The sequence below is a fragment of the Frankia sp. CcWB2 genome, from assembly GCF_977927585.1.
Map to the genome: position 1 here is coordinate 6,550 of NZ_CDWRCM010000021.1, position 23,549 is coordinate 30,098.

Here is a 23,549-nt window from a genome sequence, read left to right on the forward strand (position 1 = left end):
TTGGAGACGGTGGTCACTCCCGTTCACGTTAGTGACCTTCGTCTGGCCGCCAGCTGACCACGAAGAGCTCGGCATACGATGGCGCCGGGAGTTAGAGTCTCATCGACCATTCGTGGACGGGTCCGGCGGGATCGTTCGATCGGCCGCCGCGGACGACGAGGCGGCCAGGCCGAGGGCCGGTCGACCGGAGGAGTGCCATGACCACCAACCCGGCCCTGCGGCGCGACCCGATCCCTGCTCGCGGCCCGGCCCTCGACCGGGTCGGTGTGACTCCGTCACCGCTGGCCCTGCTGCTACTCGGACGCCAGGCCGACCCGGCCAGCGAGCGTGGCGTGGACTGTCCGGGTGAACTCCCCCCGGCGGCCGATCCGACCCTCACAGCCCGCGCCGCGGCGGCGAAGCGGGCGCTGGGTGATCGGGCATTCATCCTCGGGCACCACTACCAACGCGACGAGGTCATCGCTTTCGCCGACGTGACCGGCGACTCGTTCAAGCTGGCCCAGCAGGCCGCCGCGCGGCCGCAGGCCGAGGCGATCGTCTTCTGCGGCGTGCACTTCATGGCGGAAAGCGCCGACATCCTTACCGGCGCGCACCAGCAGGTGATCCTGCCGGACCTTGCCGCCGGCTGCTCGATGGCGGACATGGCCACAGCCGAGCAGGTCGAGCAGGCCTGGGACGATCTGCTCGACGCGGGAGTCGCCGCCGGCACCGTTCCAGTGAGCTACATGAACTCCTCGGCCGCGATCAAGGCGTTCACCGGGCGCCACGACGGGACGATCTGCACATCGTCGAACGCCAGGCGCGCGCTGGAGTGGGCCTTCGGCGAGCGTGGGGGCGCCCGGGTGCTCTTCCTGCCGGACCAGCACCTCGGCCGCAACACCGCCATCGGGGAGCTGGGGATGAGCGAGCAGGACTGCGTCGTCTACGACCCCCGCAAGCCCTCGGGAGGACTGACCAGCCGGCAGCTGCGCGAGGCGAAGATGATCCTCTGGCGGGGTCACTGCTCGGTACACGGCCGGTTCACCCGCGATAGTGTCGACGAAGTCCGCCGCCGGATCCCCGGGGTGACGGTGCTCGCCCACCCGGAGTGCCGGCGGGAGGTCGTCACCGCGGCCGACCTCGTCGGCTCGACCGAGTACATCATCTCGGTCGTCGATGCCGCTCCCGCCGGATCGGCGTTCGCGATCGGTACCGAGCTGAACCTGGTGCAGCGGCTGGCGACGAGGCACCCTGACCAGACCGTGGTCTTCCTGGACCGTACGGTGTGTTTCTGTTCCACCATGAACCGGATCGACATGCCCCACCTCGTGTGGGCGCTGGAGTCCCTCGTGCGGGGTGAGACGGTGAACCGCATCACCGTCGACCCGGACATGGCCACCTATGCCCGGAAGGCTCTCGACCAGATGTTGGCGCTGCCCTGATGGCTCTGCTGAAACGACGCGGCTCCGCCGGCTCCGATGCCGGCTCCGGTCCCATCGCCGGGGATCCGATCGCCGAGCAGGTGGAGAGGGCCGAACAGGAGAAGGTCGCCGATCCGCGGCGCACGGCGGCCAAGGGCCGACCCACGCCCCGCCGGGCGGAGGCGCGGGCCGCCCGTACGAAGCCCGGTGGGGCGCTCGGCGCCCCGGCGAACAAGCAGGAGGCGCGGGCGGCGCGACGCAGGCAGAGCCAGGAGTACCGCGCGGCGATGATGTCCGGCGACGTCAGCCGGCTGCCACCGCGTGAACGCGCGCCCGAGCGCGTGCTGGCCCGCGACTTCGTGGACACGCGGATCAACGTCGGGTCGTTCTTCCTGCCGATCGCCATCGTCTACTTCGTCGGCGGACTGGTCCCGAACGCATCGATCAAGCTGGCCGCGACCCTGCTGATGCTGCTCGGGATCGTCGCGGTCGTCATCGACTCGCTCCTGCTCTCCTGGCAGGTGAGCCGGCGCGTCGCGGAGAAGTACCCGGACTCCCGGGTGCGGGTGCGGGCCTACGCCGTGCAGCGCGCGCTACTGCCGCGGCGCTGGCGACTCCCCCGCCCGCGGGTCTCCCGCTCCGGCCCGCGCCCCTGATCGACGGTCAGGGCCGACGGTCAGGGCCGACGGCTAAGGTCGTCACGTGAAGCATCGACGTCTCGGGCGCAGCGGCCTGTCGGTCAGTGAGATCTCCTACGGCAACTGGATCACCCATGGTGACCAGATCGAGGCGGATGCGGCGACCGCCTGTGTGCGTGCCGCCCTCGACGAGGGCATCACCACATTCGACACCGCGGACGTCTACGCCGGTACCCGCGCCGAGAGCGTCCTGGGCGAGGCGCTGCAGGGCGTGCGCCGGGAATCCTACGAGCTGTTCACCAAGGTCTACTGGCCCACCGGCCCGGGCGAGAACGACAAGGGCCTCGGTCGCAAGCACATCATCGAGTCCGCGCACGCCTCGCTGCGCCGTCTGCGCACCGACCACCTCGACCTCTACCAGGCACACCGGTACGACCCAACGGTGCCGGTCGAGGAGACCCTGCGGGCCTTCGACGACCTCGTCCGCGCCGGCAAAGTGCTCTACGTCGGCGTGTCCGAGTGGAGCGCCGAGCAGATCAGCGACGCCGTCCGGCTGGCCGGCGAGCTGGGGCTGGACCGCATCATCTCCAACCAGCCGCAGTACTCGATGCTGTGGCGGACCATCGAGGCCGACATCGTGCCCGTCAGCCGGAAGGCCGGGATCTCCCAGATCGTCTGGTCGCCGATCGCCCAGGGCGTGCTCACCGGCAAGTACCTGCCCGGTCAGCCACCGCCGACCGGCAGCCGGGCCACCGGTGGAACCGGTTCCACCTTCATCTCCCGGCTGCTGCGCGACGACGTGCTGACCGCGGTGCAGGAGCTGCGGCCGATCGCCGCGGACGCCGGGCTGTCGATGGCGCAGCTCGCCATCGCCTGGGTGCTGCAGAACGACAACGTCGCCTCAGCGATCATCGGCGCATCCCGGCCGGAGCAGGTACGGGAGAACGTCAAGGCTGCCGGCGTGACGCTCGACGCGGTGCTGCTCGATCGGATCGACGACGTGCTCGCCAAGGTCGTCACCCGGGCCTGACCCGGGCCTGCCTCCAGGCCTGGCCCCGGGCCCGCCGGCTGCCCCGGATCGAATCGGATCGAATCAGCCAGGTTGGTCGTCGGCCGGGTCGGTTCGGCGGAAAGCGGAGGCCAGCGCCTGCCAGGTCCGGTCGAGATCGGATCCTGGCAGGTAGCGGCCGTCCAGTTCGAGGATCATCATGCCGTGCGCGGCGGCCCACAGGGCTTGCGCAAGATAGGGTTCCCCGGCCGCCCGGTAGAACGGCTCCCCCGCCCAGTCCTCGACGTCGGCGCTCAGTAGCCGACGGTTCAGCGAACCGTCGGTGACCAGGCGGTAGAGGTTCGGATGGGCTCGGGCATAGCCCCGGTACGCGGCCAGCAGGGCCGGGACCACCTCCGCGGAACCGCTGCGGTCGACCACGTCGTGGAGCAACTCCCCGATCTCCATGAGCATGGTCTCGATCAGCTTGGCCTCGAGCTGCGGCTTGCCCGCGAGATGCTTGTACAGCGACGGCGCCCGGATACCGAGGAGATCACCGATCCGGCGCATCGTCAGCGCCCCCGCCCCCTCGGTCTCCAGCACCCCTCGCGCGACCGTGATGATCTCGGTGACCCGCGGCGAGACGGGGCCCAGGACCGGGCGGGGCGCGATCCTGGGCAACGGCAGCTCGCCGGCCGGCCGCACCTCCGCCACCGACCGTGCTCCCCGCGCCGGCGCCGACCCGGATTCCGCCCGCACCGGTGAGGTTGCCGTCCCTGTGTTCACGCCGGCGTGATCACGAAGACGGGATGGCGGGGCGCGATCCGACGGATCTCCTCATCGGACGAGCCCGGCCCGACCCCGTCGAAGAAGGCGCCGACCTCGGCCTTCCACCGCCGCAGGTAGGCCCGCAGCACGGCGACGCTCGCCGCCGGATCCAGCTCGATCGCGGAGTAACGCGTGCGCGACCGGCCACGCAGCAGGTACAGCTCGCCCTGGGCCACGCGCAGATTACGCACCCACTGGCCATGTCCTCGCGCCGAGACCAGGTACTGCTGCCCGTCGAAGATGAGCAGGTTCACCGGGGTCCGGCGCGGCTCGCCGCTGATCCGGCCGCGTACCTCGAGGATCCGGCTGCCCAGGAGGCTGATCCCCGCCCGGGTCAACGCCGCGACGGCGCGGTTGGCCACGTTACGAGTGAACCATCCGGGGGCGAGGTAATGCGCTTCAGCCGGAGTGGATGGGTTGTTGTGCTCGGTCAAGATCTGCACCCTCTCTGCCGACCGGAGCGGCCCGGCGCCAGCCTAAGCGATCTCGATGGTTCGGCCGGCCGGACCACACCGGACAGGCCGACGCCGCTAGCCAACACTGCTAGCTAACGTCGTTAGCCGACCTCTCGTCAAGAGGTAGTTCGGTCGGCACGAATCGGGACCGGCACCGGTCGGGACCGGCACGGGCGGAGGCGGCTCAGGTCACCGGGCGCAGGCTCATCGGCCCGTAGATGCGACGGCCGGCATCGAGGAGCGTCACCTGCGCCACCCCCGCATCGAGCAGGTCACGCCAGGTCTCCCCGAGCCACGTCTCAGCGTCTCCCTGGCTGGTGAACGACTCGGAGGTCGAGTCCCCGCCGACCATCGTGATGGTGCCGTCATCGCCTTCGTAGCGCCAGGTCCAGGTCATGAGTGTGTCCTTCCCACCCGGGCGGCCCGCGCTGGAACCGCCGGCCGTGATCGGCCAGTGCGCCGGCCGGTCGCCCCATCCAACCGCGTGCACCCAGCCGACGCGGGACTCCCGACCCCACCCCAGGGCCGATGATCCATCGTGGCACTGGTCGACCGGCCCGCGGGCCCGGGTCCGGTCGGCCCGTACTACTGGCGCGGTCGGCGATACCGGCGCCAAGATGTCGTGAACGCCGGTAACGTCAGTTCTGGTGGATGCCCGGACGGCACCGCGACCACCACGATCGCGAAGCCGGCGTCACCGGTCATCGCCGGTCGCGCGAGCCGGCGGAGGTCCGCACGGTGAGCACAGCCGCGTCGAAGGCAGGTCCGCACGACAGGCACGTCTGCGTGAGCAGTACGTCGGTACAAGGAGGAAGAACCCGCGTGGGAACGACCGTCTACAACGCAGCGGCCATCGTGGCCGAGTCCGTGGAACACGAGGACGCGCCCCTGACCTGGTGGGCCGCCGCGCTCGTCACCTTCGCGGCGATCTTCCTGCTGGCGGTGGTGCTCACCCTCATGACCCTGTGGGAGCGCAAGCGCCACCCGCACGTCTGAGGTTCCGGAGGCCACGGAGCCTGGCAGGCTTGAGAACCACGGAGCCTGGCAGGCTTGAGAACCCGGAGAGGCGGAGACCCCGGGGGATCCGGGGCGCCACGGGATCCGGGAGACGGAACACGATGAAGGTGACGCTGCTCGGCACCGGCTCGGCGGACGGCTGGCCCAACCCGTGGTGCGACTGCGCATCCTGTGCCTGGGCCAGGGAACACGAAGTACGCGGGCAGACGGCCGTTCTGATCGACGACGCCCTGCTGATCGACTGTGGTCCCGACGTGCCCCGGACCGCTGCCCGGCTCGGAGTACGCCTGTCGGGGCTGCGTCATCTGCTGATCAGCCACGCCCATCCCGATCATCTGGGGCCCGAGAGCCTGATGTGGCGCTCGTGGTCGACAGCCGCGGGACGGCCCCTCGACGTGGTCGGTCCGCCGGGGGCGCTGGCGGCGTGCCGGGAGTTCCTGGCTCGCTGGGAGCGATCCGATCCGGACCGGGACGGCTCGCCGCTGCGGCTGATCGCCGTGGTGCCCGGGGGCACGCCGACGGCACCCGGGCCCCTGCGCCTCGGCGGGGACGATCGGCAGGCCGCGGAGGACCGGGGATCCGCGGAGGATCAGGAGTCCCCGAGCGATCGGGGTTACCTCGTTCGACCGGTCGCCGCCCGGCACGGTGACGCGAGCATCGGGCCGGCCGTGCTCTACGACGTGACGGCGCCGGACGGTGGACGCCTGCTGTACGGCTGCGACACCGCGGCGCCGCTGCCGGCGGAGACGCTCGAGGCGGTCACCGGCCGCGCCTACGACGTCGTGTTGCTGGAGGAGAACAACGGCGACCGGCCGGGGTTCGGCGAGCACCTTGACCTCGACACCTTCGGTCAGCTCGTGGCCGAGCTGCGCCGCCGCGGCGCCGTGGTGCCGAGCACCCTGGTACTGGCCGTTCATCTGAGTCACCGCAACCCGCCCGGCGACGAACTGGCCCGCCGGCTCCAGCTCGCCGGCGCGCTGGCACCGGCGGACGGGACCGTCTATGACACCGTCCCGGCCGCCCGGCGGCAGCCACCACAGCCGTCTCAGCCAGCACAGCCACCACGGGCACCAGGGCGGTGGCAGCGCCCGGTGTTCCCGGCACCACACCGGCTCCTGATCACGGGGGGTGCCCGGTCGGGGAAGTCGGCCGAGGCCGAACGCCGGCTGCTCGCCGAACCGGAGGTGGTCTACGTCGCGACATCGGCGCCGCCTGATCCGGCCGACGCCGAGTGGTCCGAGCGGATCGCCGCACACCGGCGGCGGCGCCCGGCCGCCTGGACGACCGTGGAGACGGTCGATCTGGTCCCCCTGTTGCGCTCTCCCGGACCACCGCTGCTCATCGACGGTCTGGGGCTGTGGGTCGGCGCCTGGCTGGACCGTCCGGACGAGTTGCGCATCCGCGCGGAGGAGCTCGTTGACGCCTGGCGGGCCACCGGCCGCCGGGTCGTCGCGGTCACGGACGAGGTCGGTTCCGGAGTCGTTCCCCCGGCCGAGGCCGGCCGCCGGTTTCGCGACGCGCTCGGCCGTCTCAACGCCGATCTCGCGGCCGAGGCCGACGAGGTGTGGCAGGTGGTCGCGGGCATCCCCCTCCGGCTGCGACCGTTCCCGCACGAGCGGTCATAGCGTCCTCACGGGACGAATCCTCACGGGACGAATCCTCCCGTGAGGAAGTCGTAGCGATAGAGCCCGGCCGAGCAGGCCACGATGAGACCGGCCAGTTCGGTCGCGGGAAGCCACCGGCAGGACCGGGCCGCGCCCTCGAAACGCATCATGGTGGCGCATCGCCAGGTCGAGGTGTCCCAGATGCGCAGCGCGCCATCGCCGCCCGCGGTGGCGAGCCACGCCCCGTTCGGAGAGAAGGCCGCGTCGCGCACGGTGTGGACGTGTCCGATGAGCGTCGCCACCGCCGCGCCGTCGCTCACCCGCCAGACCCGCACGGTGTGGTCGGCTCCCGCGGAGGCCACCAGCGCGCCATCCGGGGAGATCCCCACGCCCAGCACGTTGTCGGTGTGGCCGGTGAGCACAGCCCGCTGCTCCAACGTCGCCACGTCCCACAACCGCACGGTGCGGTCATTGCCGCCCGAGGCCAGCCACCTGCCGTCCGGGCTGACCGCGCAGGCCTGCACCGGACCGCGATGACCCGCCTGATCAACAGAGCCCACCAGACCGCGGGGATCCTCGGAACCGCTCGACGCGGCAGCGGTGGCGGCAGCAAAGGTGGCCAGCCACTCGCCCCCCTCGGTCTCCCACATCCGCAGCGAGCCGTCCCCGCAGGCCCCGACGAGCCAGGAACCGGTGGGGTCGACAGCGAATCCGTAGATCTCGACGTCGGCCGTCAGCACGGCCTGTACCGTCGCGGTGACGGGATCCCACAGCCCGACCGCGTTCGTGTCCACGGGTACGACCGCCCAGGAACCGTCGGGTGCGGCCACCGACCCGCGGGCCTGCTGGACACGACCGCCACTGCTCGCCGCGCCTGGCTCTCCCGTGGCCAGATCCCAGGCGGTCGCGGTGCCGTCGTCGGAGTAGGCGACGACCAGGGTGGGCGCGTCCCGCCCGCGGGGGACCACCACGGCGCAGCCCCGCATCGCCTCGTCCCGGCCACTCGCGGCGGGCTTGGGCAGGGTGACGTCGGTTGCCCACAACCGGATGCTGCCGTAGCGGCCCGCGGCGGCGACCCATGATCCGTCCGGGGAGACCACGCACGTGCGGCTTCCGACGGCGCCGACCAGCTCCGCGCGATGGGTGCCGCGCTCGGCGTCCCAGAGCCGGATCGCTCCCTCCCAGCTGGTCGTCGCCAGGAGGCGGCCATCCGGGCCGACCGCGGCGCACCGCACGGACCCGGCACCATCGCTGATCACGCGGTCCTGCCGGCCGGCGGGCATTGACCATCGGCGGACTGTTCCGTCCTGCCCCGACGAGCCGAGCCAGCTACCGTCTGGAGCGACGGTCAGCGAGAGTACGGATCCGGCATGGCCCGTGAGGGTCAACCTCGGGGCTCCGGTCGTCGCATCACAGATCCGGATGACGGAGTCGTCACCCGCGACGGCGATCCAGCTTCCGTCCGGCGCCGGCACCCAGCAGCGCAGCGCCGCGCCGGAGACGGGGACGGGGACCTGAAAGACAGAATCTCCGCTCACAACGTCCCAGCGGATCAGGGTCCCGGCCCCGCCGGCCGAGATGATCCCCGCCCCGTCAGGAGTGAAGGCGCAGGTGTTGACCTCGCCGGCAGGCCCGGTCAGCACCCGGGGCTCGGGCCGGTCCGGCGAGGCTGCGGCGGTGACGGCGGTGATGGCGGACAGAGCGGCGCCGTCCGCCTGCCCGTCGTCGAGACTCCGAGCATCCCGAAGACCAGAAGCATCCCCAAGAGCCGGGGCATCCCCGAAAGCCGGGACATCCCCGAGATCCGGCACGTCGACGGGATCGGGCGCGGTCCATAGGCGGACCGTTCCGTCGGCACCGGCCGAGGCGATGGTTCTCCCGTCCGGCGCCACCGCGCAGGCCAGCACCGGACCGTGGTGGCCCGTGAGCACGGCACGGGATCGTCCCTCCGGGACGTCCCAGACGCGAACCGTTCCATCGCTACCGGCCGATACCAGCCAATCGCCGCTGGGAGCAACGGCGAGCCCGTGCACCCACCGCCGGTGGCCACCGAAGGCGCGGCGCAGCGCCGGATGCGGCTGGTCGGGCAGGGACCAGCGGTTAGCCAGGCGAGGTACGCCGACGTACCGGTCCAGCTGCGACCGGGCCGCCGCGAGCTCGGGCCGTTCGTCGAAGCGGCTGAGCACGACGGCGCCGAGGGCCTCCGGCGGGTCGGTGGGGGCCAGCAGATGCGCGCTCTGGGCGACGGTCCGGCTCAGCACCGCCAGCACGGGATCGGTGGGCAGAGCGGAGGTGGCGATGGCCAGATCAGCCTCGAGCGCCACCGGGCCGAGGTGCGGGCGGGCGAGTTTGGCGAGGGTCCATCGCAGGTCGTGCAGCAGGGCGGCGACCTCGTCGGTCCGTTCCGCTCCGGTGAGATGACGGACCAGATAGGCCCAGGCGTATCCGGCGGAGTCGGGCAGCAGTCACCAGGGCGCCGGCATCCGCGACGGTCCGGCGGTGGCGGTCCCGGTGGCGAGAAAGGCGGTGTAGAGGGCATCGCACAGCAGGGCGTCGAGTTCACGCAGCCGTGCCGGGCCGACCCGGACCCGCAGATAGGTGCGAAGCACATCCTGCAGGAGCAGGGAGGGTGGCGTCTGTCGATAGGCGACGACCAGGGACAGGTCCGCGAGCTCCTGGCAGAGATCGTCGACCTCGTCCGGATCGAGGTCGACGGTGGCTCCCCAGTACGCCTCGAGTACCTCCCGGGGAATCTCGACGTCCTCGGGAAACACGGCGAGCTCGAGATAACGCTCCAACCGATGCCCGGTGAGCAGCCCAAGGCTCGCCCCCAGGGTCACCTCCACGGCCTCGTTCCGGTCCGCCGCCCGGCTGACGTCAAGCCCGGTCGGACCGCGCCGCTCGAGGCGACGCAGCACCCGCTCGACGGCCCGCGGCACGGTCATCCCATCCCGAATGTGCCGCACCAGGGTCCGGTTCACCAGGCTCAGCAGCATCGGCCACCGACCGGTGACGACCAGCAGCCGCGCCGCGGCCTCCGCCGGCACACCACCGCCGACGTCCCGCAGCAGCAGCGCCATCGCCTCACCGTGGGCCATGGTCGGCATCTCAACCATGCGGGCCCGGGGAGCAAGGTCGCGCAGCCGCGTGGTGACCAGCCGCACCGTGTTCGGACCGCCCTGCAGGAAGGGGCGGAGCTGGGCGCGTTCCCACACGTCGTCGACGATGAGAAGCCGGGGCTCGTCGCCGAGCAGCGTGCCGAGATGAAAACCGGCCTGCTCGGGATCGGAGAGGGCGGGACGAAGACCCGAGAGCGCCTCACTGAGATCATTGACCCGGTCGGCGAGGTGCGCGCCGCCGAGCGACTCCCCGATCGTCACCCACAGCACGCCACCGCCGAACCGCCTGGCGATCTCCGGACGCCGACAGACCTGCTGAGCCAGGGTCGTCTTTCCGATTCCGCCCGTTCCGTACAGGACGACCGGTGCGTCCATCACCCCGCCCGCCGACGCCCCGGAAAACCCCGACGCCCCGGAAGACCCCGCGTCGGCCGCGGGCGTCGCCCCGGCGAGCACCTGCGCGAGAACCGCGGAGGTGAGCGCCGGCCGGGCAACGACACCGCCGCGGTCCGCAGGCACCATCCATGGTCGACGCGGTCGTCCCGGCACCGCCTGGTCCACCGCGGTGGACGGCCCCGCCAGGAGCGACCTGCCCGCGGCCGCCTCCCGGCGCTGGCTCTCCCGCAGCTTCACCAGGGCGTCGAGGACGGCGGTCTCCAAGTCACCCGCGTTGCGGAAGTCGGTCGTGATGATGCCCGATTCCCGCAGCCGGGCACGGAATCGCTTCTGGCGAGCGGGATGCAGGTCGTCGACGAAGTCTCCGAACGGCACCTCGGCGTAGTAGTCGAGGAGGAACACCAGGCGGGGGATCCCGGCGGCGGTTGCCGTGTCGAACTCCAGCTCGGTGTACGAGACCTGCGGCCGGCCGGGCAGCGGGGAGCCGTAACGGAAGCCGATGAGGCCGATGTAGACATCGGACGAGCGGACAGCGCGGATGCAGAACTCCGCCGGATCGTCGTCGCGAGCCCCGAAGTACGCCATGTCGATGACCCGGTCCCCGGCCAGCGCGACAGCACGTTCGGCCGCCGCCACGAACGAGCGGTCCCGCGGAAAACGACGCAGCTCAGCGGTGTGGCTCAGGAACACCCGGCGTTCGTGCCCGCCGGCCGCTCCCCCGATGGGAACGGCCGGCACCGGCACCGCGGGCGCTGACACATCCGGCAAAGTACCCGATCTCAACAGCCCGCCGCCTCCGCAACCGGCCTTTGCCAGCCACGCCGGCAAGGACCAACCGTCCCGGCCGCGCCGATCGGCACAATCATGCGGTACGGGGACCGCTGGGAGATACCTTCGCGGGGATGTGGTGCGTTGCCGACCGAGCGGATCAGGTAGTAAGGATCCCGTGGATCCCGATGCGTCAGGCAGCGCCGTTCCCGCCGTTCCCGCGCTGGACTCCGACGCGATGGCGGCGGCTCGCCAGCGGCAGACCGAACTGACCAAGCCACCCGGGGCGCTGGGCCGGCTCGAGGATCTGTCCATCTGGCTCGCCGGCGCACAGGCGACCTGCCCGCCCCGTCCCTTCGCCCGGATCCGGGCGGTCGTGATCGCCGGCGACCACGGTGTCGCCCAGGCCGGGGTGTCCGCCTTCCCCAGCGACGTGACCGCCCAGATGATCTCGAACTTCGCCGCGGGCGGCGCGGCGGTCAACGTGCTGGCCCGCCATGTCGGGGCCGCCGTGCGCGTGGTGGACGTGTCCGTGGACACCGCGCGGCCCCTCACGCCGGGCGGGGTGGATGGATCGGCCGCACCGGATCGCTATCGGGTGCGACGGTCGAGCGGACGGATCGACCGCACCGATGCGCTGTCGGTCGCGGAGGCGGACGCCGCGTTCGCCGTCGGCCGACTCATCGCGGACGAGGAGATCGACGCGGGCGCGGACCTGCTTGTTCCCGGCGAGATGGGGATCGGCAACACAACCCCCGCAGCCACCATCGTGGCGCTGCTGTGCGACCGGGAGCCGATCGAGGTGGTCGGCCGCGGGACGGGGATCGACGACCAACGCTGGATGATCAAGACGACCGCGATCCGGGACGCGATGCGGCGCGGCCGGCTGTTCACCGGCGACGCGCATTCGGTGCTGCGGGTCGTCGGTGGAGCCGATCTGCTCGCCCTGGCCGGGCTGCTGGTGCAGTCCTCCGTGCGACGGACGCCGGTCATCCTCGACGGTGTGATCGTCTGCGCGGCGGCGCTGGCCGCAGAGCGGATCGCCCCGGGAGCAAACCAGTGGTGGGTGGCCGGCACCCGGTCCACCGAGCCCGCCCAGGGAATCGCACTGGACGCACTCGGTCTGACCCCCCTGGTCGACGCCGGCCTGCGTCTCGGGGAGGGTACCGGTGCGCTCCTCGCCGTTCCGTTCCTGCGGGCGGCCCAGGCCACGCTGGCCGAGATGGCGACGTTCGACCAGGCCGGTGTCAGCGGGAAAGCCGAGGTCGGCGGGGAAGCCGAGGTCAGCGGCAGCCAGGAGGACTCGGGCCCCGCGGCCGGTGCCCCGTGATGCTCGAGGCGAGAACAGCATTCACGCTGCTCACCGTCCTGCCGCTGCGGGGCCCGGAGCACACCGACCGGCGGCTCGCGGGCCGGGCGATGGCCCTGGCACCCTTCGTCGGCCTGGCCTTGGGGCTGCTTGCCGGCAGTGCGGTGTTCGCCACCCGGATCGTCACGGCGGTTCCCGGTCAGCGCACCCAGACCCTGCTGCCGGCCGTCGTCGGCGTCGCGGTGCTCGCTCTGGTCACCCGGGGCCTGCATCTCGACGGGCTGGCCGATCTCGGGGACGGGCTCGGCGCCTGGCGAGCGCGGGGCAGGGATCGCGCCTTGGAGATCATGCGCGAGTCGACCATCGGAGCCTTCGGAGCGATCATTGTCCTGTTCGTGGTGCTGCTTCAGGTCGGGGCCCTGAGCACGACGATCTCGGCGCATCGCGGCACGCTGTCGATTCTGGTCGCCGCGATGACCAGCAGGCTCGCGGCCACCCTGGCCTGTACCGGCGCCATCCCGCCGGCTCGGCCGGATGGCCTCGGTGCGCTGGTCGCGGGAACCGTGCGGACCCGGGACGCGGTGCTGTCCTTCCTGGCTGTCTGCGCCGTCGCGGCGCTGGCCGGACTGCTGGACTTCGACGGCGGCGACCCCGGCCGGGCGCTGCGAGCGGTCCTCGCGGTCTGGGTCGGGACAGGCGTCTCGTTCCTGCTCCGGCGGTATCTGCTCACGCGCTTCGGCGGGATCACCGGAGACATCCTCGGCGGGCTTATCGAGATCACCGCGGCGGCGACCCTGCTCGCCATGGCCATGACGATCCCGACGCCCGTCCTGCACGCCCTCGGCCTGCACTGACAGCGCGGCGGACGCCGCCCGCTGGAGTCCGCCGGGCAGGCCCGCCCGGCGGCTGGGCTACTTGGGCGAGGACCCGACGAACGGCGGCCGGACAACCGTCATGGGACTCGGACGGCCCCGGACGTCGACGTTCACCGTGTCGCCCGCCTGCACGGACCGGTCCAGCAGGGCGAGTCCGATCCCCTGGCGCAGCGTCGGAGAGAACGTGCCGCTGGTGACCTCACCGACCGTGGCACCAGCCGCGGAGGTCACGGTCATGTGCGGACGGGGAATCGCCCGGCCGGTGGACCGCAGCCCCCACAGCAGGCGGGAGGCGCCGGCGGACCGCTCCGCGAGCAGGGCGTCGCGTCCCCAGAAGCGATCCTTGTCCCAGCCAACGGCCCATCCGGAGCGGGCCTGGACCGGCGTGATCGACAAGGAGAGGTCCTGGCCATGCAGCGGATACCCCATCTCGGTCCGCAGCGTGTCGCGGGCGCCGAGGCCGACCGGCACGACGCCGAGCGGCTCACCTGCCGCGAACAGCGCATCCCACAGCGCAGGGGTGTCGTCCCAACGGGGCAACAGCTCGTAGCCTCGCTCTCCGGTGTAGCCCGACCGGCACACGATCACCGGGTGGCCCTTCCACTCCGCGTCGACGAAACTCATGTACGTCCCGCCGGTGGGCAGGCCGAGGGCGCCGAGCAGGTCGGCGCAGGCCGGTCCCTGGACCGCCACCACGCCGTACCCGGTGTGCAGGTCGGTGACGGACACGCCCGCCGGCGCCGCCGCGGCAAGGCGAGCGACGACCTGTGCGGTGTTCGCGGCATTCGGGACGAGGAAGACCTCCTCGCCGGAGTACAGGTAGGCGATCAGATCGTCGACGACCCCGCCGGTCTCCTCGCAGCACAAGGTGTACTGCGCCTGGCCGGGGCCGATCCGGCGCAGGTCGTTGGTCAGGCAGGCGTTGACGAAGGCGGCGGCGCCGGGGCCGGCGATCCTGGCCTTGCCGAGATGGCTGACATCGAAGATCCCGACCGCGCCGCGGACCGCCTGGTGCTCGGCGAGCACCCCGCGGCCGGCGTACTCGATCGGCATCTCCCAGCCACCGAACCCGGCCATCTTCGCGCCCAGCTCGACGTGCCGGTCGTACAGCGGGGATCGACGCAGCTCTGGGGATCGACGCAGCTCTGCCATGGCCAGCAGCCTAGTATCAGGCCGGCACCGGCCGAAACGACCGCGGGCCTGGCCTCCGGCCACCCGCCGGTGGCGTCCGGATCACCGCCGGGAAGACGTCCCGTTCAATACGCTCACTGCATGACCACCATCGTGCCCAGTACCGCCGCTCTCGCCGATCTCGATGTGGACGCGGTGGTGATCGGCACCGCCACCGGCGACGAGGGGCTCCTCGTGACCGGGGGCGCGGCGGACCTGGACACCGCGCTCGGCGGCCGGCTGACGGAGGTGCTTGCCTCGCTGGGTGCGACCGGCAAGGCCGGCGAAACGGTCCGCTTCGCCACCCTCGGTGCCGTGCCCTGCACGACGGTCCTCGCGGTCGGGCTGGGCCCCCTCGCCACGTCGTCCACGCCGATGTCGTCCACGCCGATCGACACCGAGGCACTACGCCGGGCGTCCGGGGTCGCGGTGCGCTCCCTCGCCGGGACCGCGCGGGTGGCCGTCGCTCTGGTGGCCGCGCCGGGCGCGGTCACGCCGGAGTCGGTGCGGGCCGTGACCGAAGGCGCGTTGCTCGGCACCTACTCCTATGACGGGCTGCGCACCACGTCAGCGAACGGCCGCCCACGCCCCGTCGAGGAGCTGACGCTGCTCGTTGACGAGCAGAGCCTCCCGACGGCGGAAGAGGAACTGCGCCGGGCCGTCATCATCACGGATGCGGTCACCCTGGTCCGCGATCTGGTGAACACTCCGCCGAGCCATCTGTCCCCCGCCCTGCTCGCCGACATCGCCGTCGAGCGGGCCACCGCCGCCGGCGTGACAGTCGAGGTCCTCGACGAGGTGACGCTCGCCGAGGGCGGCTTCGGAGGCCTGCTCGGTGTCGGCCAGGGATCCGCGAATCCGCCGCGGCTGGTGCGGCTGGAATGGCGCGGCGGTGGATCCGAGCGGCCGGCGCTGGCGCTGGTCGGCAAGGGCATCACCTTCGATTCCGGGGGATTGTCCCTGAAGCCGTCGACATCCATGGAATGGATGAAGACCGACATGGCGGGCGCGGCCGCGGTGCTCGGCACCGTCATCGCCGCGGCCCGGCTCAAGCTCCCGATCACTCTCACCGGCTGGATGCCCTGCGCGGAGAACATGCCCTCGGGCGACGCGATCCGTCCCTCCGACGTTCTCACCCTGCGCGGCGGCACCCGGGTGGAGGTGCTCAACACCGACGCTGAGGGCCGGCTGGTGCTCGCCGACGCCCTCGTCCGCGCCAACGAGGAGTCACCGGACCTGATCGTGGACGTGGCCACCCTGACCGGCGCACAGATTGTCGCCCTCGGCCACCGGACGAGCGGGCTGATGGGTCGTGCGGCCGCGGTGGACGCGGTCGCGGCGGCGGCCGCCGCCGCCGGCGAGAGCGTCTGGCCGATGCCCCTTCCGCCGGATCTGCGCAAGGGACTGGACTCAACAGTGGCCGACATCGCCAACGTGCCACCGGGAGGCAACCGGGATGGCGGCATGCTGGTCGCCGCGCACTTCCTCGCCTCGTTCGTCCCCGAGAAGGTGTCCTGGGCGCACATCGACATCGCCGGTCCCTCCTGGAACGGTGGAGAGCCCTACGGCCACACCCCCAAGGGGGGGACCGGCATGATCGTACGCACGCTCGTCCAGCTGGCGCAGGACCGCGCGGCGATGGTGGCCTCCCCCGGTTCGGCCACCAGTTCCCCGGCTGAGAGCTGACCTGCGGAGGAAGGTAGGTACACAACGGTTGCTGGCGCATCGCGCAATGCAGCACACTCACGCCCATCCGAGCGGCGGTGGACGCACGACGTGAAAGACTGGCATCCGGTCGCCGTGGCTAGGCGAGTCGTGGCCTGACGCTCCTGCTTCGGCGGCCGCGCTCAGCGGCGGGAACGCCGTCGGGAGCGGCGGCCAACCGCGCCACCGGCTTCGCCGCCGAGCGTAGCGGGCACTACGAGTAACGCTCTCAGCACCACCAGCAAGACCTCAGGATTCAACGAGAAGGGACCCCTGGCGTGACGAATTCAGCGGCCGGTCCCGTCGACCTGGTCATCCTCGGTGGCGGCAGCGGCGGATACGCCGCCGCGCTGCGCGCCGCGGAACTCGACCTGAGCGTCGTTCTGATCGAGAAGGACAAGCTCGGCGGCACCTGCCTGCACCGAGGTTGCATCCCGACCAAGGCGCTGCTGCATTCGGCGGAGATCGTTGACAACATCAACGAAAGCGAGGCCTTCGGGGTTCGCTCGACCCTCGACGGCATCGACATGGCCACGGTCAACTCCTACAAGGACTCGGTCGTCGCCGGGCTCTTCAAGGGGCTGACCGGCCTGATCAAGTCCCGGGGGATCGAGGTCGTCGAGGGATTCGGCCGGCTGGTCTCCCCGACCGCCGTGGCCGTCGGAGACCGGGTCATCGAGGGGCGGCACGTCCTGCTCGCGACCGGTTCGTACTCCAAGACCCTGCCCGGCCTGGACATCGACCACGACAAGGTCATCACCAGCGATGACGCCTTGGCCCTCGACCGTGTGCCGGCCTCCGCGGTGGTACTGGGCGCCGGGGCCATCGGATGCGAGTTCGCCTCCGTCTGGCGGTCCTACGGGGCCGAGGTGACCATCGTCGAGGCGCTGCCGCACCTCGTCCCGCTCGAGGACGAGTCCAGCTCCAAGCTGCTGGAGCGCGCCTTCCGCAAGCGCGGCATCAAGCAGCATCTCGGCGCGCGGTTCTCCGGGGTGAAGTCCACCGACCAAGGCGTGACGGTGTCCCTCGAGAACGGGACCACCATCGAGGCCGAACTGCTGCTCGTCGCAGTCGGTCGTGGACCGGTCTCGGAAGGTCTCGGCTACGAGGAGGTCGGCATCGCGACCGACCGCGGCTACGTGCTGGTCGACCGTCAGCTGCGCACGAACATTCCGACCGTGTCCGCGCTGGGCGACCTGCGGCCCGGGCTCCAGCTCGCCCACGTCGGCTTCGCCGAAGGCATCTTCGTCGCAGAGCAGCTCGCCGGGCTGGGCCCGGTGCCGGTCGACTACGACAACGTTCCGCGGGTCACCTACTCCCATCCGGAGGTGGCCTCGGTCGGCCTGACCGCCGCGGTCGCCAGGGAGCGGTACGGCGAGATCAAGACGGTCACCTACAACCTGGCGGGCAACGGCAAGTCCCAGATCCTCAGGACCTCCGGTGCGGTCACTCTGATCGCGGTCCCCGATGGTCCGGTGGTGGGCGTGCACATGGTCGGCGACCGGGTCGGCGAGCTCATCGCCGAGGCTCAGCTCATCACCAACTGGGAGGCGTTCCCCGCCGAGGTCGCCCAGCTCATCCACCCGCATCCCACGCTGTCCGAGGCTCTCGGCGAGGCGCATCTGGCGCTGGCCGGCAAGCCCCTTCACGTCCACGGTTAGCGGGCACCGCCCTGGATCGTGCCTGCCCGCGCCACCCCCGCGGCCCGATCCGCCCAGGATTCAGGCCACGCCAAGCATGAGCGCCTCCGGCCGGCCGCCCGCGCGGTGCAGATGCCGGACGCGACGAAGGAGTCGTTCCGCATGTCTGTATCTGTCAGAATGCCCCGGCTCGGGGAGAGTGTCTCCGAGGGAACCGTCACACGGTGGCTGAAGCAGGAGGGTGAACGCGTCGAGGCCGACGAGCCACTGCTCGAGGTCAGCACCGACAAGGTCGACACCGAGATCCCCGCCCCCGCCTCCGGTGTCGTCAGCTCGATCAAGGTCGCCGAGGATGAGACCGTCGAGGTCGGCGTCGAGCTCGCGGTGATCGACAACGGGTCCGCGGGTGGCGGCGCCGCACCGGCGCAGGCCGCGCAGGCGCCCGCCGCGCCGGAACCCGTGAAGCCGGCTGCCGCGACGCCTCCGCCTCCGCCTACTCCGACGCCCGCACCCGCTCCGACGCCCACGCCGGCACCGGCGTTCGCTCGTCAGCCGGAGCCCACCCCGGTCCCGGCCCAGATCCCGGCCGCCGCCAACGGGAACGGCGACGGCATCGGTCGCTACGTCACCCCGCTCGTGCGCAAGATGGCCGCCGAGCTCAGCGTGGACCTGGGGACCGTGGCGGGAACCGGGCCGGGTGGACGTGTCACCAAGCAGGACATCCAGGACGCCGCCCGGTCGCGGGACGCGGCTCCCGCAGCGCAGGAGACTCCCGCGGCCCACCCCACAGCCCCAGCTGCCCCGGCCGTGGCGCCGACCGGCGCAGCCCCCGTCCGCGGACGGACCGAGAAACTCTCCCGCCTGCGGGCGTTGGTCGCTCGCCGCATGGTCGAGTCGCTGCAGATCAGCGCGCAGCTCACCACCGTGGTGGAGGCCGACGTCACCCGGATCGCACGGCTGCGGGACCGGGCGAAGAGCGACTTCCAGGCTCGGGAGGGCATCAAGCTGTCATTCCTGCCGTTCTTCGCCTTGGCGACCTGCGCGGCGCTGCGTGAGTTCCCGCAGCTCAACTCCAGCATCGACGTCGAGGCGGGCACGGTCACCTACCACGGGGAGGAGAACCTCGGCATAGCCGTGGACTCCGAGCGTGGTCTGGTCGTGCCCGTCATCCACAACGCCGGCGATCTCAATCTCATCGGGCTGGCACGCAAGATCGACGACCTGGCGAGCCGCACCCGGGCCAACCGAATCTCGCCCGACGAGCTCGGCGGGGGCACCTTCACCCTGACGAACACCGGCAGTCGAGGCGCCCTGTTCGACACGCCGATCATCAACCAGCCGCAGGTGGGCATCCTCGGCACCGGCATCGTGACGAAGAAGCCGGCCGTCGTCGACGATCCGGAGCTGGGCGAGATCATCGCGGTTCGTTCGACGGTGTACCTGTCCCTCACCTACGACCACCGCATCGTCGACGGTGCCGACGCAGCTCGCTTCCTGGCCTTCATTAAGCACCGGCTGGAAAACGGAGCCTTCGAAGCCGAACTCGGTCTGTAGCCCGGTCCCGGCCGGCTGACCGGACGGTCAGCCGGCCGGGACCGGGACGTTCTCCGAGACCCGCCAGCCGGAGCCGGTACGGATCAGGGTGAGGTCACGCCGTTCCGGCGGCTTCGCCGCCTGATGCGCCAGCACCTTCCCCCCGGCGTCGAGGAAATCGTAGGCGTTCAGGCGTTGGGTGACCCGCAGCACGGTGCGGTCCGGTTCCTCGACCCGGACCTTGAGATCGAGGATGTCGCTGCGCAGTGCCGAGGCATGCGCCCCCCTCGCGACCACCTGCCTCATCAACGCGACGTCCGAAGCGTGCAGCTCACTACCCGCGGCATCAGACTCTGTCAGGAGGTTCTCGTCAGCCCGCTCGAACGCACGGCTGCGCGCGGTGTTCAACTCGGCGAGTACCGAACGCCAGACCTGCTCGGGCGACTGATTGGCGACCGGCGACGCCGTCGGTTCCCGCCCAGCCGCGGAGGCTGCACCGGTTGGTGGCGCAGACGTCCCGGCCGCGCCGGGCGCATCGTCCTTCTCCGGGCTGGCCAGCAGCAACGCGACGGCCACCACGACCACCAGCAGGCCCAGCCCGGCGGTCACCGGGAACAGCAATCGCTGGCGGCGGGCTCCCACCCGACGCGGTCGGCGCGCGGAGGTCGGCCGGGTGCTTCGGCCCGGAGAGCTGAGGCCCCCCGGGGTGGCCGCACCCCCGGTGGCCGACCCGTTGCCCCCGGCACCCCGGCCGCCACCGCGGGCGGCCTTCCGAGGGTTGGTCGTCGCACGGGTCGACCGTCGGGGCGGTGGCGGCAATGAGTCGAGCAGTTCCGCGGCGTCGACGGCCGTCGCTCCGGTGATGGTTCGGTCGGGCGGGGCCGGATCGCCGGGCGGGTCCACCCGGGGGATCACCGGCAGGGTTTCGGTCGGCGAGGGGCCGCGCCGCGCCGCGCCACCCGGCTCGCCGCCGCCCGCCAAGCGGACCGGGAGCGGAGTCGCACTGCGGGCCAGCGACGCGGCGAGTTCCAGGGCACTCGGTCGTCGGCGCGGGTCGTCGATCATGGCGGTCGCCACCGCCACCGCCACCGCGGCTGCGTCCGGCCCGGTGGCCTCACGCATCGCCCCGAGCAGCAGAGTGGCCAGATCATGGACATCCGCAGACGCGGCCTCGGGTGGAATCGGATCCGGTCTGGCGGCGTCGGCCAGCGCCGCGGCCCCGAGCCCGATCAGAACCGGACGCCCGTTCGGCTCCAACAGGATGTCCTCACGCCCGAGCCGGCCATGCACGACGCCGACGGCGTGCGCGGCGGCCAGGGCCTGCGCGATCGGCAGACCGATCGTGACGACCTCACCGGGGTCCAGGTCCCCGCGGGCGGCGAGCAGCCGCGCGAGGCTGACACCGCCGACGACCGGCTCGGTGATCAACGCCAGGCCCTCCGCGGTCGGCAACACCGCCACGACCGGCACCAGATGGGGATGCTCCAGGTCCACGAGGGCCCGGGCCGCGATAACCGCCGCGGAACGCAGCACTGGGTCCGGCGCCAGCCGCACCCGCCGCACCACGCACTCGATCCCGGACTGGTCGAACTGACCCGACCAGAGCTCTCCAGAGCCGGCGTCCCGCAGGCGGGAACGCATGCTCACCCCCGGGACCTCGGGTACGCGGCCGACGCGCCGGGCCGGTCTGTCCGCGGAATCGTCGGTGAAGGTCACAAGAAGCGACGCTAGGCTCAAACTCGTCCGGTCTGCATACCTCTTCGTCCGGTTGTGGATAACTTTTTACGATCCGCCGCGGGGCATGCGATCGATGACCGTCACGTGCGACAGCCTTCAGAGAGCGACGAACCTGTGCAGATCCTCGCCACCAGCGGTGGCTTCCTTCCGGACGGCCGCTACGGAGCCAAGGTCGGTCCCATCCTCCATCACGCCATCGGTCTGTCCGCAACGGGCGCACGGCCCCGGGTCTGCCTGCTGCAGACCGCCCTGGGCGACGACCAGGCCGCCTACGCCCGCGGGTACGCGGCGTTCAACCGCGACCGACCCGACGTGCTGGTCTCCCACCTCACGCTGTTCCCGATGCCGAACATCGCCGACATCCGCGCCCATCTGCTGGCGCAGGACGTCGTCTGGGTCGGCGGGGGCAGCGTCGCCAATCTGCTCGCGGTCTGGGCCGTGCACGGGCTCGGTGAGATCTTCCGCGAGGCGTGGGAGGCGGGGGTCGTGCTCGGCGGAGTCTCCGCCGGTTCACTGTGCTGGCATATGGGCGGCACCACCGACTCCTTCGGCCCGGATCTCCGCCCGGTGGCGAACGGCCTCGGCCTGCTGCCCTTCAGCAACACCCCGCATTACGACTCGGAGGCCGGCCGGCGGCCGCTGTTCCAGCGGCTGGTCGCCGAGGGCACGCTGCCGGCCGGATGGGCGACCGACGACGGAGTGGGTCTGCACTTCCACGGCACCGATCTCGTCGAGGCGGTGGCCGACCGGCCCGGGGTGCACGCCTGGCGGGTCGAACGCGGTCCGGACGGCACCGCCGTGGAGACCGCGGTGGTGCCCCGTCTGCTACCCGCGGTGCCCCGCGACTGAGCCGGCAGGCTTATGATTGTGGATGTTCTCAGGCTTTCCGCGGTCCCCTACCGCGAAGCATGGGACATACAGCGATTCCTCGCCGAAATTCGCTTGGCCGCGGAGCGGCCCCTTCTTCGCACCGGTCGCTGAGCAAGCTGAGCAGATGGAGCTGGTGGTATGACCGCCGTCGCCCCCGAGGGTCGTCCGCTGCTGCGCATCGAGGCCCGTAATGCGCAGACGCCGATCGAACGCAAGCCATCGTGGATCAGGACTCGGCTGCGCACCGGCCCGCAGTACCAGGACGTCAAGGGGCTGGTCCAATCGGCCGGGCTGCACACGGTGTGCGAGGAAGCCGGCTGTCCCAATATCTACGAATGCTGGGAGGACCGCGAGGCGACCTTCCTGATCGGCGGGGAGGTCTGCACCCGCCGCTGCGACTTCTGCCAGATCGACTCCGGGCGGCCCGCACCGCTCGACCATGACGAGCCGCACCGGGTGGCGGAGTCCGTCGCCACCATGGGCCTGCGGTACGCGACGGTCACCGGAGTCGCTCGGGACGACCTCGCGGACGGCGGCTCGCGGCTGTACGCGGAGACGGTCCGCCAGATCCACGCTCGCTCGGCCGGTACCGGCGTGGAGGTCCTGATCCCGGACTTCGGCGGCCGGCCCGACCAGTTGGGCGAGGTGTTCGGCGCGGCGCCCGAGGTACTCGCCCACAACCTCGAAACCGTACCCCGGATCTTCAGGCGGATCCGGCCGGCGTTCCGGTACGAACGCTCACTCGACGTGCTGCGCCAGGCCCGCCAGTCCGGGCTGGTCACGAAGTCGAACCTCATCCTGGGTCTAGGTGAGACGGCGGAGGAGATCCACACGGCCCTGCGGGATCTGCGGTCGGCGGGGTGTGAGCTACTCACCGTGACCCAGTACCTGCGCCCGACGCCGCGGCACCATCCGGTCGAGCGGTGGGTGCGGCCGGAGGAGTTCCTCGACTGGGAACGTGTCGGCGCGGAGCTCGGCTTCTCCGGGGTGATGTCCGGTCCGCTCGTCCGGTCTTCCTACCGGGCCGGCCGTCTCTACCAGCAAGCGATGACGGCACGTGACCAGGGTCGCAGCGAAATGTCCGTTCCCCCGGAAAGTGGGTCGGAGAACTCTCACGGGCAACGGCCGAGTCCGTGGTGACCATTCCTCGAAGCAGCTAGAATTAGCTTAGCGTTACCCCCTTGTTACGTGGGGGTCATCCTCTTCGCCCATCATCGAGGTGTGTGCCCACGACCGTGCCGGGAGGTCGTTCCCATCGTGCTCCGTTCACTGCTCAGCGTTCTCGAAGAAGTGACCCTGCTGCTGCTGCCGCACGGAGGTCAGAAGACCGCGCGTCGTAACGCGTGGCGGGCGGCCACCGATCTGCACGTGACGACCGGCTATCGATGGATGGACACCACCGTGCCGCTGTCGGTCACGTCGGTCACGCCCGCGCCGCCCCGAGTCACCACCCCGGGCCGCCGCCCCGCGTCCGCTCGCGGTCGCCACCCAGCACTGA

General features: G+C 71.5%; 20 protein-coding genes. 13 read left to right on the forward strand and 7 right to left on the reverse strand.

All coding sequences use genetic code 11. The features are described 5' to 3' along the window. Positions 1-197 precede the first annotated feature (197 nt). Genes nadA through ACY45C_RS04130 form a run of 3 tightly spaced genes read left to right on the forward strand, consistent with a single transcriptional unit; the run spans position 198 to position 3,068 of the window. A complete protein-coding gene (gene nadA / locus ACY45C_RS04120) occupies positions 198-1,421 on the forward strand; it encodes a quinolinate synthase NadA (protein ID WP_462186317.1) in 1,224 nt (407 codons plus the stop codon). Beyond that, complete coding sequence (locus ACY45C_RS04125; RefSeq protein WP_462186318.1) at positions 1,421-2,056, forward strand: DUF3043 domain-containing protein; 636 nt, start codon at positions 1,421-1,423, stop codon at positions 2,054-2,056. Before nadA ends, ACY45C_RS04125 begins: the two co-directional genes overlap by 1 nt. A 46-nt stretch (positions 2,057-2,102) precedes the next feature. Next, positions 2,103-3,068 carry an aldo/keto reductase family protein gene (locus ACY45C_RS04130; protein ID WP_462186319.1) on the forward strand — a complete coding sequence of 322 codons (966 nt, stop codon included), beginning with the start codon at positions 2,103-2,105 and terminating at the stop codon, positions 3,066-3,068. Between the two features lie 63 nt (positions 3,069-3,131). Here the strand turns inward: ACY45C_RS04130 and ACY45C_RS04135 are convergent, their stop codons facing one another. The 3 genes from ACY45C_RS04135 to ACY45C_RS04145 all read right to left on the reverse strand — a co-directional run bounded on the left by ACY45C_RS04135 (position 3,132) and on the right by ACY45C_RS04145 (position 4,706). Next, positions 3,132-3,740: a TetR/AcrR family transcriptional regulator gene (locus tag ACY45C_RS04135; protein WP_462186320.1), complete on the reverse strand. Its 609-nt coding sequence runs from the start codon at positions 3,738-3,740 to the stop codon at positions 3,132-3,134. Positions 3,741-3,808: 68 nt separating this feature from the next. Then, positions 3,809-4,288, reverse strand: a complete 480-nt coding sequence (locus ACY45C_RS04140) for a nitroreductase/quinone reductase family protein (protein ID WP_462186321.1) — start codon at positions 4,286-4,288, stop codon at positions 3,809-3,811. A gap of 205 nt (positions 4,289-4,493) precedes the next feature. After that, a complete protein-coding gene (locus ACY45C_RS04145) occupies positions 4,494-4,706 on the reverse strand; it encodes a hypothetical protein (RefSeq protein ID WP_462186322.1) in 213 nt (70 codons plus the stop codon). Between the two features lie 425 nt (positions 4,707-5,131). Here ACY45C_RS04145 and ACY45C_RS04150 point away from each other — a divergent pair, with 425 nt between their 5' ends. Continuing rightward, positions 5,132-5,305 carry a hypothetical protein gene (locus ACY45C_RS04150; protein WP_011437513.1) on the forward strand — a complete coding sequence of 58 codons (174 nt, stop codon included), beginning with the start codon at positions 5,132-5,134 and terminating at the stop codon, positions 5,303-5,305. Between the two features lie 122 nt (positions 5,306-5,427). Then, entirely contained in the window at positions 5,428-6,951 is a 1,524-nt protein-coding gene (locus tag ACY45C_RS04155; protein WP_462186323.1) for a bifunctional adenosylcobinamide kinase/adenosylcobinamide-phosphate guanylyltransferase, read from the forward strand. Positions 6,952-6,971: 20 nt separating this feature from the next. On the opposite strand, the gene ACY45C_RS04160 is transcribed toward ACY45C_RS04155, so the two are convergent. Both ACY45C_RS04160 and ACY45C_RS04165 read right to left on the reverse strand, forming a co-directional pair. Further along, complete coding sequence (locus ACY45C_RS04160) at positions 6,972-9,254, reverse strand: hypothetical protein (RefSeq protein ID WP_462186324.1); 2,283 nt, start codon at positions 9,252-9,254, stop codon at positions 6,972-6,974. 141 nt (positions 9,255-9,395) lie between these two features. After that, positions 9,396-11,204 carry a DUF4062 domain-containing protein gene (locus ACY45C_RS04165; RefSeq protein WP_462186331.1) on the reverse strand — a complete coding sequence of 603 codons (1,809 nt, stop codon included), beginning with the start codon at positions 11,202-11,204 and terminating at the stop codon, positions 9,396-9,398. A gap of 247 nt (positions 11,205-11,451) precedes the next feature. On the opposite strand from ACY45C_RS04165, the gene cobT reads away from it, so the two are divergent. Then, complete coding sequence (gene cobT / locus ACY45C_RS04170) at positions 11,452-12,543, forward strand: nicotinate-nucleotide--dimethylbenzimidazole phosphoribosyltransferase (RefSeq protein WP_462186332.1); 1,092 nt, start codon at positions 11,452-11,454, stop codon at positions 12,541-12,543. Next, positions 12,543-13,376: an adenosylcobinamide-GDP ribazoletransferase gene (gene cobS / locus ACY45C_RS04175; RefSeq protein WP_462186333.1), complete on the forward strand. Its 834-nt coding sequence runs from the start codon at positions 12,543-12,545 to the stop codon at positions 13,374-13,376. Before cobT ends, cobS begins: the two co-directional genes overlap by 1 nt. Positions 13,377-13,433: 57 nt before the next feature. On the opposite strand, the gene gcvT is transcribed toward cobS, so the two are convergent. Then, positions 13,434-14,549: a glycine cleavage system aminomethyltransferase GcvT gene (gene gcvT / locus ACY45C_RS04180; RefSeq protein ID WP_462186325.1), complete on the reverse strand. Its 1,116-nt coding sequence runs from the start codon at positions 14,547-14,549 to the stop codon at positions 13,434-13,436. 120 nt (positions 14,550-14,669) lie between these two features. Here gcvT and ACY45C_RS04185 point away from each other — a divergent pair, with 120 nt between their 5' ends. The 3 genes from ACY45C_RS04185 to sucB all read left to right on the forward strand — a co-directional run bounded on the left by ACY45C_RS04185 (position 14,670) and on the right by sucB (position 19,465). After that, entirely contained in the window at positions 14,670-16,253 is a 1,584-nt protein-coding gene (locus ACY45C_RS04185; protein WP_462186326.1) for a leucyl aminopeptidase, read from the forward strand. Positions 16,254-16,549: 296 nt separating this feature from the next. Further along, the gene (lpdA, locus tag ACY45C_RS04190) at positions 16,550-17,932 is read left to right on the forward strand and encodes a dihydrolipoyl dehydrogenase (protein WP_462186327.1); all 1,383 of its coding nucleotides are present in this window, start codon (positions 16,550-16,552) and stop codon (positions 17,930-17,932) included. A gap of 18 nt (positions 17,933-17,950) precedes the next feature. Continuing rightward, positions 17,951-19,465 carry a 2-oxoglutarate dehydrogenase, E2 component, dihydrolipoamide succinyltransferase gene (gene sucB, locus ACY45C_RS04195; protein ID WP_462186328.1) on the forward strand — a complete coding sequence of 505 codons (1,515 nt, stop codon included), beginning with the start codon at positions 17,951-17,953 and terminating at the stop codon, positions 19,463-19,465. A gap of 27 nt (positions 19,466-19,492) precedes the next feature. Here the strand turns inward: sucB and ACY45C_RS04200 are convergent, their stop codons facing one another. Beyond that, positions 19,493-21,085 (reverse strand): protein kinase, encoded by a 1,593-nt coding sequence (locus tag ACY45C_RS04200; RefSeq protein WP_462186334.1) that lies wholly within the window; start codon positions 21,083-21,085, stop codon positions 19,493-19,495. 210 nt (positions 21,086-21,295) lie between these two features. Here ACY45C_RS04200 and ACY45C_RS04205 point away from each other — a divergent pair, with 210 nt between their 5' ends. From ACY45C_RS04205 to ACY45C_RS04215, 3 genes are all read left to right on the forward strand, one after another. Beyond that, positions 21,296-22,030 (forward strand): Type 1 glutamine amidotransferase-like domain-containing protein, encoded by a 735-nt coding sequence (locus ACY45C_RS04205; protein WP_462186335.1) that lies wholly within the window; start codon positions 21,296-21,298, stop codon positions 22,028-22,030. Between the two features lie 159 nt (positions 22,031-22,189). Further along, a complete protein-coding gene (gene lipA / locus ACY45C_RS04210; protein WP_462186329.1) occupies positions 22,190-23,191 on the forward strand; it encodes a lipoyl synthase in 1,002 nt (333 codons plus the stop codon). Positions 23,192-23,308: 117 nt separating this feature from the next. After that, positions 23,309-23,549: hypothetical protein (locus ACY45C_RS04215; protein WP_462186330.1), on the forward strand; the 241-nt coding region annotated here is incomplete at its 3' end.